Annotated in this window: 17 protein-coding genes; 9 read left to right on the top strand and 8 right to left on the bottom strand. The window is 43.0% G+C overall.

From position 1 onward, the window contains the following. Positions 1 to 69 precede the first annotated feature (69 nt). From L4C44_RS09980 to L4C44_RS09970, 3 genes are all read left to right on the top strand, one after another. Positions 70 to 981, top strand: a complete 912-nt coding sequence (locus L4C44_RS09980; protein WP_146490383.1) for a transcriptional regulator — start codon at positions 70 to 72, stop codon at positions 979 to 981. Between the two features lies 1 nt (position 982). Next, the gene (locus L4C44_RS09975; protein ID WP_061019528.1) at positions 983 to 1498 is read left to right on the top strand and encodes a regulatory protein ToxS; all 516 of its coding nucleotides are present in this window, start codon (positions 983 to 985) and stop codon (positions 1496 to 1498) included. A gap of 195 nt (positions 1499 to 1693) precedes the next feature. Beyond that, entirely contained in the window at positions 1694 to 1972 is a 279-nt protein-coding gene (locus tag L4C44_RS09970) for an Rdx family protein (protein ID WP_428805014.1), read from the top strand. Positions 1973 to 2043: 71 nt separating this feature from the next. Here the strand turns inward: L4C44_RS09970 and yfcE are convergent, their stop codons facing one another. Genes yfcE through L4C44_RS09945 form a run of 5 tightly spaced genes read right to left on the bottom strand, consistent with a single transcriptional unit; the run spans position 2044 to position 4906 of the window. Beyond that, positions 2044 to 2589, bottom strand: coding sequence for a phosphodiesterase (yfcE, locus tag L4C44_RS09965; protein WP_428804967.1), 546 nt, complete (start codon positions 2587 to 2589; stop codon positions 2044 to 2046). Between the two features lie 47 nt (positions 2590 to 2636). Beyond that, positions 2637 to 3044, bottom strand: a complete 408-nt coding sequence (locus L4C44_RS09960; RefSeq protein ID WP_428804966.1) for a CBS domain-containing protein — start codon at positions 3042 to 3044, stop codon at positions 2637 to 2639. Then, a complete protein-coding gene (locus L4C44_RS09955) occupies positions 3041 to 3391 on the bottom strand; it encodes a P-II family nitrogen regulator (protein ID WP_054547637.1) in 351 nt (116 codons plus the stop codon). The genes L4C44_RS09960 and L4C44_RS09955 overlap by 4 nt, the downstream gene beginning before the upstream one ends. Further along, the gene (locus L4C44_RS09950) at positions 3381 to 4175 is read right to left on the bottom strand and encodes a DUF1538 domain-containing protein (RefSeq protein WP_428804965.1); all 795 of its coding nucleotides are present in this window, start codon (positions 4173 to 4175) and stop codon (positions 3381 to 3383) included. Before L4C44_RS09950 ends, L4C44_RS09955 begins: the two co-directional genes overlap by 11 nt. Next, the gene (locus L4C44_RS09945; RefSeq protein ID WP_327783590.1) at positions 4172 to 4906 is read right to left on the bottom strand and encodes a DUF1538 domain-containing protein; all 735 of its coding nucleotides are present in this window, start codon (positions 4904 to 4906) and stop codon (positions 4172 to 4174) included. Before L4C44_RS09945 ends, L4C44_RS09950 begins: the two co-directional genes overlap by 4 nt. A 288-nt stretch (positions 4907 to 5194) precedes the next feature. Here L4C44_RS09945 and L4C44_RS09940 point away from each other — a divergent pair, with 288 nt between their 5' ends. From L4C44_RS09940 to L4C44_RS09915, 6 genes are all read left to right on the top strand, one after another. After that, positions 5195 to 6109 carry a TIGR01777 family oxidoreductase gene (locus L4C44_RS09940; RefSeq protein ID WP_428804964.1) on the top strand — a complete coding sequence of 305 codons (915 nt, stop codon included), beginning with the start codon at positions 5195 to 5197 and terminating at the stop codon, positions 6107 to 6109. 43 nt (positions 6110 to 6152) lie between these two features. Beyond that, positions 6153 to 6980: an SDR family oxidoreductase gene (locus L4C44_RS09935; RefSeq protein WP_372383920.1), complete on the top strand. Its 828-nt coding sequence runs from the start codon at positions 6153 to 6155 to the stop codon at positions 6978 to 6980. 396 nt (positions 6981 to 7376) lie between these two features. Further along, the gene (locus tag L4C44_RS09930; protein ID WP_428804963.1) at positions 7377 to 8231 is read left to right on the top strand and encodes a co-chaperone YbbN; all 855 of its coding nucleotides are present in this window, start codon (positions 7377 to 7379) and stop codon (positions 8229 to 8231) included. Positions 8232 to 8444: 213 nt separating this feature from the next. After that, a complete protein-coding gene (locus tag L4C44_RS09925; RefSeq protein ID WP_017063395.1) occupies positions 8445 to 9374 on the top strand; it encodes an SPFH domain-containing protein in 930 nt (309 codons plus the stop codon). Positions 9375 to 9377: 3 nt separating this feature from the next. After that, the gene (locus tag L4C44_RS09920) at positions 9378 to 9827 is read left to right on the top strand and encodes an NfeD family protein (RefSeq protein WP_146490391.1); all 450 of its coding nucleotides are present in this window, start codon (positions 9378 to 9380) and stop codon (positions 9825 to 9827) included. 319 nt (positions 9828 to 10146) lie between these two features. Next, the gene (locus tag L4C44_RS09915) at positions 10147 to 10326 is read left to right on the top strand and encodes a hypothetical protein (RefSeq protein WP_081090150.1); all 180 of its coding nucleotides are present in this window, start codon (positions 10147 to 10149) and stop codon (positions 10324 to 10326) included. A gap of 61 nt (positions 10327 to 10387) precedes the next feature. Here L4C44_RS09915 and cueR read toward each other — a convergent pair whose 3' ends face one another. The 3 genes from cueR to L4C44_RS09900 all read right to left on the bottom strand — a co-directional run bounded on the left by cueR (position 10388) and on the right by L4C44_RS09900 (position 12915). Further along, entirely contained in the window at positions 10388 to 10780 is a 393-nt protein-coding gene (gene cueR / locus L4C44_RS09910) for a Cu(I)-responsive transcriptional regulator (protein WP_060982188.1), read from the bottom strand. Between the two features lie 92 nt (positions 10781 to 10872). Further along, a complete protein-coding gene (locus L4C44_RS09905; protein WP_428804962.1) occupies positions 10873 to 11679 on the bottom strand; it encodes a DUF2057 domain-containing protein in 807 nt (268 codons plus the stop codon). A 99-nt stretch (positions 11680 to 11778) separates the two neighbouring features. After that, entirely contained in the window at positions 11779 to 12915 is a 1137-nt protein-coding gene (locus L4C44_RS09900; RefSeq protein ID WP_146490393.1) for a porin, read from the bottom strand. Positions 12916 to 13288 lie beyond the last annotated feature (373 nt).

Below are 13288 nucleotides of genomic sequence, written 5' to 3'. Positions count from 1 at the left end.
AGAATTAACGGAACTTCACCTGAGATTTGTCTATTTCGCACCCAAAATCATCCAAAATAGAAGAATTCAATGAGCAATATCGGCACAAAGTTTATTCTCGCACAGCGGTTCGTATTCGATCCAAACAGCAACTCACTTGTTGACCAACTGAGCGACGGCGAAGTCGTACGTCTTGGCAGCAATGAAAGCCGCATTCTCCTGATGCTGTCAGAAAGACCCAATGAAGTTATCACTCGCAATGAATTACATGAGTATGTTTGGCGAGACCAAGGCTTTGAGGTTGATGACTCAAGCTTAACGCAAGCAGTATCGACCCTGAGAAAGATGCTCAAAGACTCGACCAAGTCTCCAGAATTCGTAAAAACAGTGCCTAAGCGCGGTTACCAATTTATTGCGACGGTCGAGCGCTCTGCTCCATTTTCATCAAATGATCAGCCAGTAGCGGCTGAAATTGCAGAAAATGACGTAGAACCTATCCTAACGTTTGCAACACCGACAGCGGCTGAAGAAGCGAGCACTGAAACGGTTGAACCTGAACCGATTGCGAACGTTCAAGAAACTAAGGTTGAAGCAGAACCAGCAACAACTCCTGTTGCGACTCCGGCAAAACGCACCGATAAGTGGTTAACGTTTTCGTTACTGCTTGCTGCTTTCATCATGCCAATTTTGGTATTAACGTTTACTAACCCGGCAGAGTCTAAGTTCAAAACATTGGCTGAAGTGGATGGTGTAAAAGTTCAATCACCGATTAATCACCCAGATCTCAGTAGTTGGCTGCCAGCGATAGAGAAGTGTGTATTGCGTTACAACACTAATCACACTGGTATGCTAAAGCCGACTGAAGTGATTGCAACAGGTGGACAAACCAACAACCTTGCTCTCAACTACATTCACCCGCAAGAGTACTCAAGCGAAAATGTAACCCTAAGAATTTACGCAAACCAGTCGGATGTAAACGACATTTGTAACGGTGGTCAGTAACATGAAATTAAAAGTATCAATTATTTTACTGGTTCTATCTGCGTTTTTAAGTGGTTGGCTACATTGGGGCAGCGATGCAAAAGTAGAGCGCTTGCTTACTCAGCATGAATGGCAATCGAAAATGGTGACTCTAATTAGCGACAACAAACAAGCTGATTCAATTGGCCCACTTCGTAAAGTTGAACTGTCATCGAATGCAAAGTACCTACCCAATGGTACGTACCTGAGAATGTCTGTGGTTAGACTGTACGGCACTCAAACGGCACCTGCAAATGTCATCAACATCTCTGAAACAGGTCAGTGGGATATTAACGATAACTACTTACTGGTTTCACCAACAGAGTTTAAAGATGTGACTTCTGCTCAGCGCCAAGACTTTTCTGAAGAACAACTAGAGCTTATCACTCAAGTCATTAAGATGGACGCTGAGCAAAGTCGTCGCATTGACATCGTTAACCCGAAGGCACTGTTACTGACTAGCTTAAATCATGGTTCTACCGTATTGTTTTCAAACTAAGATTGGAAAGCTATTTACTGCATTCCAATGGCTAATACCATGAAACGGTAAACCAATAGGAAAAGGGGCATGACGCCCCTTTTTTGCTATCCGTGCTCCATCTCGTCATTGGAGCAATGATACCAGTAGGAAATTACTATTATAGCGTTTAGAGGAGCATCCATGAGAACAGAACCTACTCAAACAGCGACATCAATTGCTAAGGCTTCCATATCCATATATTACTGTCGCCAGTGCAATTGGATGCTTCGTTCTAGTTGGTTATGCCAAGAGCTGCTTCATACCTTCAGTGAGGAAATTGAACAAGTAAGCTTGCATCCAGATACCGGAGGCAGATTCGAAATCTTTTGTAATGGTGTACAGATTTGGGAAAGAAAAACAGATGAAGGTTTTCCAGAGGCTAAAATTCTGAAGCAAAGAGTGCGAAAAATCATTGCTCCAGACAGAGACCTCGGCCACGTAGACTCAAAATAAGCCTTTTTATAGCAGTGACAGATTCAAGTTCCGTCCCCCTATTAAATGTTGATGAAACTGACTACGAGAGTTTATAGCTGGCCACTCACAAGCTCATCACCTTCAAGACTAATAACTTTGAACGTATTATTTTCATATATACCGTAGCTCGCCGCGTGGCAATCTCGTGGGAATGTCACCGAACTAGGGTTAAAGATAAATATATCATCTTGATATTCTGCAACTGGAACATGGGTATGGCCATGGGCAATAATATCACCCGCTTTCAGCGCTGGACGTTTGTTGGTGTTGTATAAATGACCATGGGTTAGAAAGATACGTTGGCCTGATTCTAATAGTACCCACGAATAATCCATCATCATAGGAAAAGACAACAGCATCTGATCCACTTCGCTATCGCAGTTGCCACGAACAGCAATAATCTCTTGAGAAAACGCATTCAACTTTTCTGCAACCACCGGCGGATTGTATCCTTCTGGAATCGGGTTTCTTGGTCCATGATTCAGAATGTCACCCAATAACACTAAATATTGCGCACCAGACGTTCGGTATAGCTCTAATACTTTTTCTGTTGCGGGCAGCGAACCGTGTAGGTCTGAAGCAAAAAATAATTTCACACGTACTTCTCCATAAAATTTATGAGCCTATTGTACGTATCTAAATGCTACACGTCATCTCTCGCCATGCCGTTGATCACGATATTATTGTAACTAACCATACCGACTATCTTGTTGTCACGCACTACTGGCGCACGACTGATACCAAAGCGCTCAAACAGGCGAGCACAATACTTTACGTTCATCTCAGCAGACACGCTTAGCGCTGGCTTGGTCATGATCTCATAAACATTAGTACGCTTGGTAGAACGGTTCTTAGCCAGTACTTTCTTGGCAATGTCATTCATCAATACAATGCCGTACTCGTCGTCTGCGTGGCGTTTATCGACAATGATGGCCTTTACTTTGTGTTTCTTCGCCATCTCTATCGCTTCCAACACCGTGGTTAGCCCATCAATAATCACATAGGTATTGGCCATTACGTCACTCACACGAATCTTGTCATTGGTATTCATAGTTCATCCTCCACAACCTTAGTTAATGTTTCGACTTGATGCGCTACCCCGACGGCATCTTCGACGTCGATCTGCACTGCTATACCTTGTCCTGACTCTTGGTCGAACTCACCCACTTCACTGATCCTTTCTAGGATATGCCTTGCTAGATGCTCTTCGACAACAAACAGCAATACATCTTTTTGCACCTCTAACGTTAACCCAAAGAAGGTGCGCTTTTGGTTTAACCCCTGCCCCCTGGCATTGTTAATCACCGTTGCTCCGGTTGCGCCCGCATCACGCGCGGCATCGAGCACGGTGTCGGTCTTGCTCTCTTCTACAAACGCTAAGATCAATTTAAAGCGCATCTTTGCTCTCCTTAGAGGTGTGTAAACGGTTTAACCATTGAGTTATTTGGGCGTAGCTCATCACCGATATAATGGGAAATAAGCTGGCAAAAGCGATCAATCCAAAACCATCAATGACAGGGTTTCGTCCTGGTACGGTTGAAGCGAGCCCAAGCCCGAGCGCCGTTACTAAAGGGACTGTCACCGTTGACGTGGTTACGCCGCCCGAGTCATAGGCCAGTGGAATAATGAGTTTTGGGGCGTAAAAGGTTTGAATGACCACGATGACATAACCAAAAATGATGTAGTAATGGATCGGGTCACCCGCAACGATACGATAGCTGCCAAGTGAGATACCGATAGCAACCCCTAATGCCACGGCGATCCTCAATCCATTGACGCTGATACTGCCACCGGAAACTTGGTTTGCCTTAATCGCCACAGCGATCAAAGAAGGCTCGGCTATCGTGGTACTGAAACCAATGCAAAACGCGAAAAGATAGACCCAGTAATAATCAAACCAAGTCAATGCAAGACCAGAGCTGATCTTAAACTCAGCCAAAAAGCTTGGTTCAGTGAGTTGCATTGCCATCGTTTCCCCTAGAGCGAACAACGCAAGCTCCAAGCCCATCAGAAAAAGTGATAAACCAAGAATGACGTAAAAGAAACCAATGAGTACTTTGGCTAGGTTATTGACTGGCTTACGCAGCACTGCTAACTGAAAACCAAAGATGATGACCGCAATCGGAATCACATCCATCACAGTGCCTAAAAAGGTATCGATAAATTGTTGAGCACTGATCATGTCACCACCATTCCGTACACCATGACAAACATCATTGGTAACAATGAAGCAAACGCGATCAATCCAAACCCATCAATCATCGGATTGCGTCCTTTAATTGCCGAGGCCAAGCCAACGCCCAACGCTGTTACCAAAGGAACGGTGATCGTCGATGTTGTGACCCCCCCAGAGTCGTACGCAATCCCAATAATATTTTCAGGAGCAAAAGCAGTGAGCGCCACCACACCAATATAACCACCAATGATCATGTACTGAATTGGCCAACCTTTTAAGATTCGTAACACGCCGAGTAAAATAGCAATGCCAACCGACAACGCCACAGTAAAGCGCAGGCCATCGGCATACTGCTCCATTTCATCTAATGAATTAGGAATGACTCCTCCCTCGGCTGCCACTTCTGCAGCTTCGGCAGCGACTGCGGTTAACGCGGGCTCGGCAATGGTGGTGCCGAATCCTAAACAGAAAGCGAAGGTCAATAACCAGAACACACTGCCCTTTCGCGCAAATGCTTGAGCCATCGATTCGCCAATCGGGAACAACCCCATTTCAAGGCCAAAGATGAAGAAAGTCAGACCAAATACCACCAGCACTAAGCCAGTCAAAATAGACAACAGATGAGGGAGTGGCTCTTGCAGAACAGCAAGCTGAAAGAAAGCGATTACCGCTACGATTGGCAATAGATCCCTAAGGCTACCTAACATGGATCGAAACAAAGCAAGCACCGCCGTCATCGCAATTCCTTGTTGCTGATTATGAATTACTAATAATCATGGCAAATCCTTATAATTCCTTATGTGACAAATATTACGCAGTTGGTAACATATCCGAATAAAGTGCATAAGTGTGATAGCGATACACATCTTGACCAAATGAATTTAATTTCACCCTGAGTAAATTGAAAAAGGCGTAATTTGGGCATCACACGATTGAAACCTTATGATCGTTATAGTGATTTTTTCGTATTGATTGGCGACTAAAAACAAGCCATGTCTATAATTATGTTTAATAGGGAGATTGGTATGAAGATATTGTTAACTGGTGGTACTGGATTTATTGGCTCTGAATTAGTCAAGAGTTGGAACACTGACGACGTGACATTGCTGACGCGGAGTCCTGAAAATGCGAAACAAAATCTAAATCACCTGAACCAGAACAACCTTCATTACATTCAATCCCTTGACGAACTGAGCAATCTTAATGACTTCGATGTGGTGGTTAACCTTGCTGGCGAACCGATAGCCGACAAGCGTTGGAGCGAAGAACAAAAAGAGAGAATCTGCAGTAGCCGCTGGCACATCACAGAAAAGTTGGTCGAGTTAATTCATGCCAGCAGCAATCCGCCTGAGGTTTTCATTAGTGGTTCAGCCGTCGGTTATTATGGCGATCAACAACAACACCCGTTTGATGAATCATTACAAGTAGAGGATGAGAGCTTTCCTCATAAAGTCTGTGCCCACTGGGAAGAAATAGCCAAGAGAGCCCAATCAGACAATACGCGTGTGATACTACTACGAACAGGGATTGTACTTGGCGAAAATGGCGGCGCACTCAAAAAAATGTTAATGCCCTATAAACTAGGGGTCGGTGGACCACTAGGTTCAGGTGAACAGTATATGCCTTGGATTCACATGCTTGATATGGTGAGAGCCATCAACCATTTGCTGTCAATTCCTCATGCTCAAGGGGAATTCAATATGTGTGCACCTCACCCTGTTACCAACAAACTGTTCAGCAGCACGTTAGCTAAACAATTAGGCCGCCCCCATTTCTTATTCACCCCGAAATGGGCAATGTCGCTTCTGATGGGCGAATCATCTTGTCTGCTATTTGACAGCATTCGCTCCAAACCGAAGAAACTCACTGAGATGGGATTCATCTTTAGTTACTCAAGAATCGAGCCGGCACTAAAAAACTTGTTACAACATCAAGACTAATTCTTTACCCTAGATCGATAGAGACTCTAATAAAGGATTAAGTGTGAACAAGTCGATTCTTATTACCGGTTGCTCAACAGGTATTGGCTATACATGTGCTCATGCACTTCAAAAGCGTGGTTTTCATGTCATTGCATCTTGTCGTGATCCACAAGATGTTCAACGCCTTCAAGACGAAGGCCTCACCTGTATTCAATTAGACCTTTCCAACCAAGAAAGTATTGAGCATGGCGCCAAGCTTGCTATTGATCTCGCACCTAATGGATTGTATGGATTATTCAATAACGGTGCTTACGGTCAAGCAGGTGCGCTAGAAGACTTACCGACCCAGGGGCTCAGAGAGCAATTCGAAACCAACTTCTTTGGTTGGCATCATCTCGTTTGTCAGATCCTTCCGCACATGCGCGAACGTGGCGAAGGTCGAATCGTACAAAACAGTTCCGTATTAGGTTTTGCAGCGATGAAGTATCGTGGTGCTTATAATGCTTCTAAATTCGCAATTGAGGGCTGGACGGATACCTTGCGATTGGAGCTGCATGGCAGTGGTATACAGATCTCATTACTGCAACCAGGGCCAATTGAGACTCAATTTAGAACCAATGCCTTAAAAGCGTTCAATAAATGGATCAACATTTCTGGCAGCGCTCACCAAGACGCTTATCAACAACAAAAAGATCGACTCAAAAAAGAATCATCGAATAACGCTTTTGTGCTGCCTCCCGAAAGTTGTATTGAGCCGGTATTCCATGCTCTCACAGCCGATAAACCCAAGTTAAGATATCGAGTTACAACTCCAACTAAGGTGTTCGCGGTATTGAAAAGAATTCTACCGAGTCGCTTGCTAGACCCTATTTTGAGAAAAGCTGCATAAATTGCTAACTTTGAATGCAGAGTCGCAAACTTTAATGTAACGATGTAATTTTTCCGTAACAATAAGATGCCATGATGATCCTATCCCATCAATTATTCCCAATTGATGGTTCTACTCTGGAAATCTCATGACTTTAAACCGCCTTAATTGGGTAGGTGTGGGTCTGGCTATTACGTTGTTTATTCTGTTTTGAGTATCTCACGCAACGCCTCACTGACTACCTCGATGATAACGCTATGCCTTCCATGTTGAGATAACAACTCTATCAACATCGAAGCATAGCGTTTTTCTATTTTTGGTTCTTTTTATCCGAGATAACCGAGTTAGATCTTGAAGTTACCGACTAATCCCCCCATATTTGCAACGTATCCACAAAACAAACCTCAAGGAACGTAAATGCAATCTCCGCATATTGTTGAACTTAATGAGCAGAACTTTCGTCAAGTATTAGAAGGTTCGATGCAGACCCCTGTACTCATCCATTTTTGGGCACCAATGAGCCAAGAGAGCGCCCAAGTCATTCCTGAACTTCAAACCTTAACTCAGCAATACAACGGTGCTTTCACGTTAGCGCTATTGAATTGCGAGCAAGAACAAGCGATTGCTAGCCAGTTTGGTGTTCAAGCACTGCCTACGATTGCACTGTTTGTTAACGGTCAGCCAGTCGATGGGCTCGGTGGTCCTCAAAGCATAAATGCGATTGTAGAGATGCTAGGCAAACACCTTCCTAGTCAAGATGAACTAGCTTTACGTCAAGCTCTTGAGCAAATGCAAGCAGGTGAACACACACAAGCACTAGCAGCAATGCAGCAACTTCCAGCTGAGCTAACGAATAAAGGTGAAGTAAAACTGGCGATCGCAGAGTGTTTGTTAGAAACGCAACAATTTGACCTTGCTGAAATTCAGCTATCAACCATCCCTCTTGAGTACCAAGATAATTACTACAAAGGCTTAGTCGCCAAACTTGATCTTCACAACCAGGCTGCAGACAGCCCTGAAATACAAGCATTAGAAGCCGCTCTTCAGCAAAATCCGAGCGACGCTAAAACAGCATCTGAATTAGCATTACAATATCACCAAGTGAACCGCAGTGAAGAAGCAATGAATCTATTGTGGTCTTTCCTAGCCAAAGATCTTAATACTCTCGATGGCGACATGAAAAAAGAGTTCATGGACATATTGAGTGCGCTTGGACAAGGTAACCTAGTTGCCAGTAAGTACCGCCGTCAACTTTACTCTCTGCTTTACTAGTCAAGTTCTGTAACTGCTAAGTCTTAAGCCAGTTAGCTATCAAATCTAAATTCAGCGAATCTACCTATTAGGTTTTTGAATGCAAAACTCCATAATGGGCCATAAAATCAATGTTTTATGGCCCATTTCTCATTTATAAATTTGCCCCGCCTTTAAATATGCGCCAGTATGAGTAATAAACATTCAAAAACTTAAACTTGCAAAGGACTTTGTATGCCTATTGATACCTTGATTACTATTGGCGTCTTTACTGCCGTCGCACTACTGTTTATTTTCGCCGGAGTAAAAACGGTTCCGCAAGGCAATAACTGGACCGTAGAACGCTTTGGCCGATACACACATACTCTTAAACCGGGTCTTAACTTAATCATTCCATTTATTGATAAAGTTGGACAACGCATCAGTATGATGGAGCGTGTTCTCGATATCCCAGCACAAGAAGTCATCTCCAAAGATAACGCGAATGTAGTTATTGATGCGGTGTGTTTTGTTCAAGTGATCGATGCACCTAAGGCGGCTTATGAAGTGAATGACCTTGAACACGCGATTCGTAACTTAACCCTCACTAATATTCGTACTGTACTGGGCTCGATGGAGCTGGATGAGATGCTTAGCCAGCGTGACATGATCAATACTAAGCTCCTAAATATCGTTGATGAAGCAACTAACCCGTGGGGCGTAAAAGTCACCCGTATCGAAATTAAAGACGTACAGCCACCAGCAGACCTTACTGCTGCGATGAATGCCCAGATGAAAGCCGAGCGTAATAAACGTGCTGATATCCTTGAGGCAGAAGGTGTACGACAAGCTGAGATCTTGAAAGCAGAAGGTCACAAGCAATCAGAGATCCTGAAAGCAGAAGGTGAGAAGCAAGCAGCAATATTGCAAGCAGAAGCCCGTGAGCGTGCCGCAGAAGCAGAAGCTAAAGCGACAGAAATGGTATCAACGGCAATTGCTCAAGGTGACATGCAAGCGGTCAATTACTTTATTGCACAAGGTTACACCGACGCATTGAAATCTATAGGCCAAGCTGAAAACGGCAAGATCATCATGCTGCCACTCGAAGCAACTGGCCTTATGGGTTCTGTCGCGGGTATCGCGGAGATGTTTGCACATAAGAATGACAAAGGTAGTAAGGACTAACTTATGGTCGAATTACTAGAACAAGTAAACCACTGGCATTGGTTAGCGTTTGGTCTAGCATTGTTAGCGCTTGAGCTAATTGGAACCGCTGGTTACTTTTTATGGATAGGCATATCTGCCATGTTGGTCGGTGCCCTATTAGGCGCACTACCAATCGGTTGGCAGATGCAATGGCTGTCCTTCGCTAGCTTCTCTCTGATTACCACTTGGTTATGGTGGAGAAGACAACTGTCTAATGACAGGCAGTCAGATGCAGGGCGAGAGTTAAACCAAAGAGAAAAACAACTGGTAGGTCAAACCATTATTCTAAGTGAAGACGTAAAGAAAGGTAGCTGTCGAATTAAGTTCGGTGACTCTTCTTGGTCAGCAAAGGCGAGTCAAGATATCCCATCTGGCACCGAAATTAGGATTGTCGCTTTAGACGGAATAGTTCTAATAATAGAACCTTTATAAAAAAGAGCTATATGAAGCCTGTATTTTCAATGAATGCAGGCTTTTTCTATTTTTGAACCTTAATAATATTCGAATTATCATTACGATAGATTGAATAGTAAAAAAAATAAGTTCTTATTTCGTAAAGCTAAAAATTTTGATTGAGCTAAAAAGATATAAGAAAGTCAGGTTTCTTAACCAATATATATATGAATAGTGAGCCACGCTCTCGCTTAATTATAATTGTTAAAAATGTTAAGTCCGTCCAACTTTTGAAATTTTCCTTTCCTTGTCCATACTTTCATTTATCTCAACAAGAGATAAACATAACGGAGTCTGTATGAGACATTTCCTAATAATTTTAACAGCGATATTCAGCCTGTCATTCGGCAGTGCTCTGGCGAGCAGTCAGTCTCCAGGTAACGGAAACATGGGGCCTATTGTTAAGTGCTCAGATGGCAATGCTGTCACTCATGTACCAATTCTGATCTGCAAACATTACGGCGGAACAGTACTGTGATAAGTAATTAAAGTCAGGCTAGTAATACTATTTGCAGCCTGACTATTATTTACATTCGAAACTAACTGCGGCCAGCAAGGTTGTTTAAAATAGGACATTCCGTTGAAGTGTCTCCAGGGCAATCATGTACCCAAGATTGCAGCTGCACCTTCATCTTGTTTAATTCCGCAAGCTTCAACTCTATTTCATCTAACTTCTGCGTGGCTTTCTTTTTTACTTCGTAGCTTTGTCTGTTGGGGTTCATTGCCAATTCAACAAGCGCTTTACATTCGTCAAGAGTGAATCCAACCATCTTAGCTCTCAGTACAAACTCCAACTGTTCGATGTGAATCTCGCCGTATTGCCTGTACCCATTTTCTGAACGGTGCGGTGGGCTCATCATGCCCTTACTTTCGTAAAAACGAATGGATTTCGCTGTCGTACCAACACGCTTTGCTACTTCACCAATATTCACAATCTTACCTGTAAGCATAAAAGAAAAACCGCAGTACTGCTGTTATACAATACTGCGGTTGAAAAACATAGCTAGAGACTTACGTTAGAAGCCTACTCTTGCTCTAACAGCCAAATCATAGTTTGAGATTTTTCTTCGCTGTCTAGCTTATTGAACCAATATGAAACCATTTCGATTTCTTTTGAGCCTTCTAGTGATGCAGGGTTAGCGTTCTTACGGTTCTTGAATGCCCAATCTGTCACTGCAGCTTGTTCTTCTTTTGTTGCTTCGCCGTACCAGTAGTTAACCATCTCTTGTGCTTGCGAGGCTTTTGGTTCCTCTGCAGAAACTGCTGCTACTGGCACTGCAGCTACAGGAGCAACCGCAATAGCTGTATGATTATTCGCACCGTTGTAGATTGTGTCGATATACGCTTTCGGCACAATAAAAGTTGTACTCATTGTTGAGTTTTGTCCATCAAGCGTAAACTCTAAATTCTTTGCTCTTGATTGCTGAATGTCAGCATCACTTAATGGAAATTTAATATATTGAGTCTTTGTACAATGCTCACTGCAGCTTTCTCTTGGTACTTGTCTCTCTTCTAGCTCTATCGTCTTACCAAAAAAGCTAACAGTTTCGTACTCTTTATAACTTTGGAAGTAGCTTACATCCATAGTGATTGAAGATTCTGGGGCTGAATTCTGTGTTACTTCTTTGTTATACGTAAAGTAGAGTGACGATTTCAGGATATCCGCCCCTACATTAGCTTTACTTTCAGCCACATAAGATTGTCCAGTCACTTGAATGTAACCACCTTTAGGCTGTACATCTGCTACTGAATCTGCAAAATTACTTTTTGAATCGAGTGAACTACAAGCTCCCAAAAATAATGATAATACAACTACACTAACTTTATTCATTATGACTAATTCCTTATGTTCACTATGGAAAAACGCTGGCAAAATAATTTACCAGCGTTTTGATTTTTATCTAACTATTTTTAAGCTGATAACTTTAGCTTAGAAACCGTACTCAAGACCAACGCGAGTTACGATATCTGTATCAGCGTCACCAACAGTACGACCCGCTACACGTAGGTAAGGTACGAAACCGTTGTGAACTGCCATTAGCTGACCAGAGATAGTGTTGCTATCTGAGTTAGCGTCTTTAGAACCGTTTGTTTCAGACTCAAGGTTCGCTGCGTAACCTAGTTTGAAACCGATTGGACCGTTCCAGTATTGACCAATGATAGAGTAAGAGTCTTGAGTCACTTTACGGATACCATTGTCTAGCTCTTCACCTTTATATGCTGCAGCAAAGCCGAAACCCGCTGGTAGGCTAGCTTCAAAGCCAACGATGTATGCAAATGTATCATCATCGTAGCCCGCAACTACATCTGATTGATATTGGTCACCAGCTTTAACAACAGTACCGTCAGCAAGCTTAACTTCTTCTTGAGCGATTAAGTACTCACCACCAGAAGCCGCAACTACACGTGTACCAGATTCAACTGCACCCATGAATGTTACTTTTTCGAAGCTGTACTTAGCACTTGCACCAACGAAGTTAGCATCACGAGTCGCCGCACCACCACCGTTGTCGTTATCATCACGACCAACAGAAGCTGCAAAAGAGAAACCACCAAATTTAGCTGAATCGTAACGTACTTGGTTAGATTGACGATCGTAGTGACCGTTGATGCCGCCCCAATCGAATACAGAACCTAGACCAGGGTTAGAGAATGGCCAGTCGACGATTTCGTATAGTGGCGTAAGAACACGACCCACACGTAGATTACCCCAAGAGCCAGAAGCGCCAACGAAAGTATCACGGAAACCTAGAACACCGCCTGAAACGCCACCGTGAGACCAGTCTGTGCTATCTACGTAGCCAGATTCGATCTGCATTGTGATTGTAACGTCTTCAAACATATCTTTGTGAGCACGGAAGCCGATACGAGATTCATTCTCTACAGCATAGCCAGAGCTAGAGTCATTGTTGTCAGTTGTGTTGTAGTTCACTAAAGAGATAGCTGCAACACCGTATACGTCAACGTTGAAGTCAGAGTTGATACCAACTTCTTTCGCCATTACGCCTGTCGATAAAAGTGCAACTGTTGCACCTAGTAGAGTACGTTTGAAAATTTTGTTTTCCATGGAATAAAACTCCTAAAAATGGATATAGCTGTTTGAATATTCCCCGCCTAAAGTTGGCCGCCGTAGAGAGAAATACCTTTTCTTGTTTGAGAACCCTGAACTCTGAATTCTCTATTTCCTTTCTGGTTATACACATCGTGTGCATCCATGGCATTAAGACTAACTTCGCCCTCAAAAAGATCAATGAGAACTTAATTTTCATCTAAAAAAATATGAGTTGGTGCAAATTTAGTAGGTACTTAGTGATCCAGATCGATAAATTGAAAAAGCCACCCCGAAATACAATTAAATCAATAAAAAACAATAACTTAACGATTTGTTGTTTTTATAAAAATAGATATGACTCGCATATTTCATACAACTGGAACGGTAT

Origin of the sequence: Vibrio satsumensis (assembly GCF_050337435.1) — a bacterium.
Taxonomy (GTDB): Bacteria; Pseudomonadota; Gammaproteobacteria; order Enterobacterales; family Vibrionaceae; genus Vibrio; species Vibrio satsumensis.
Note: the sequence above shows the minus strand (reverse complement) of the source record. Positions and strands in the feature narration are given on the sequence as shown.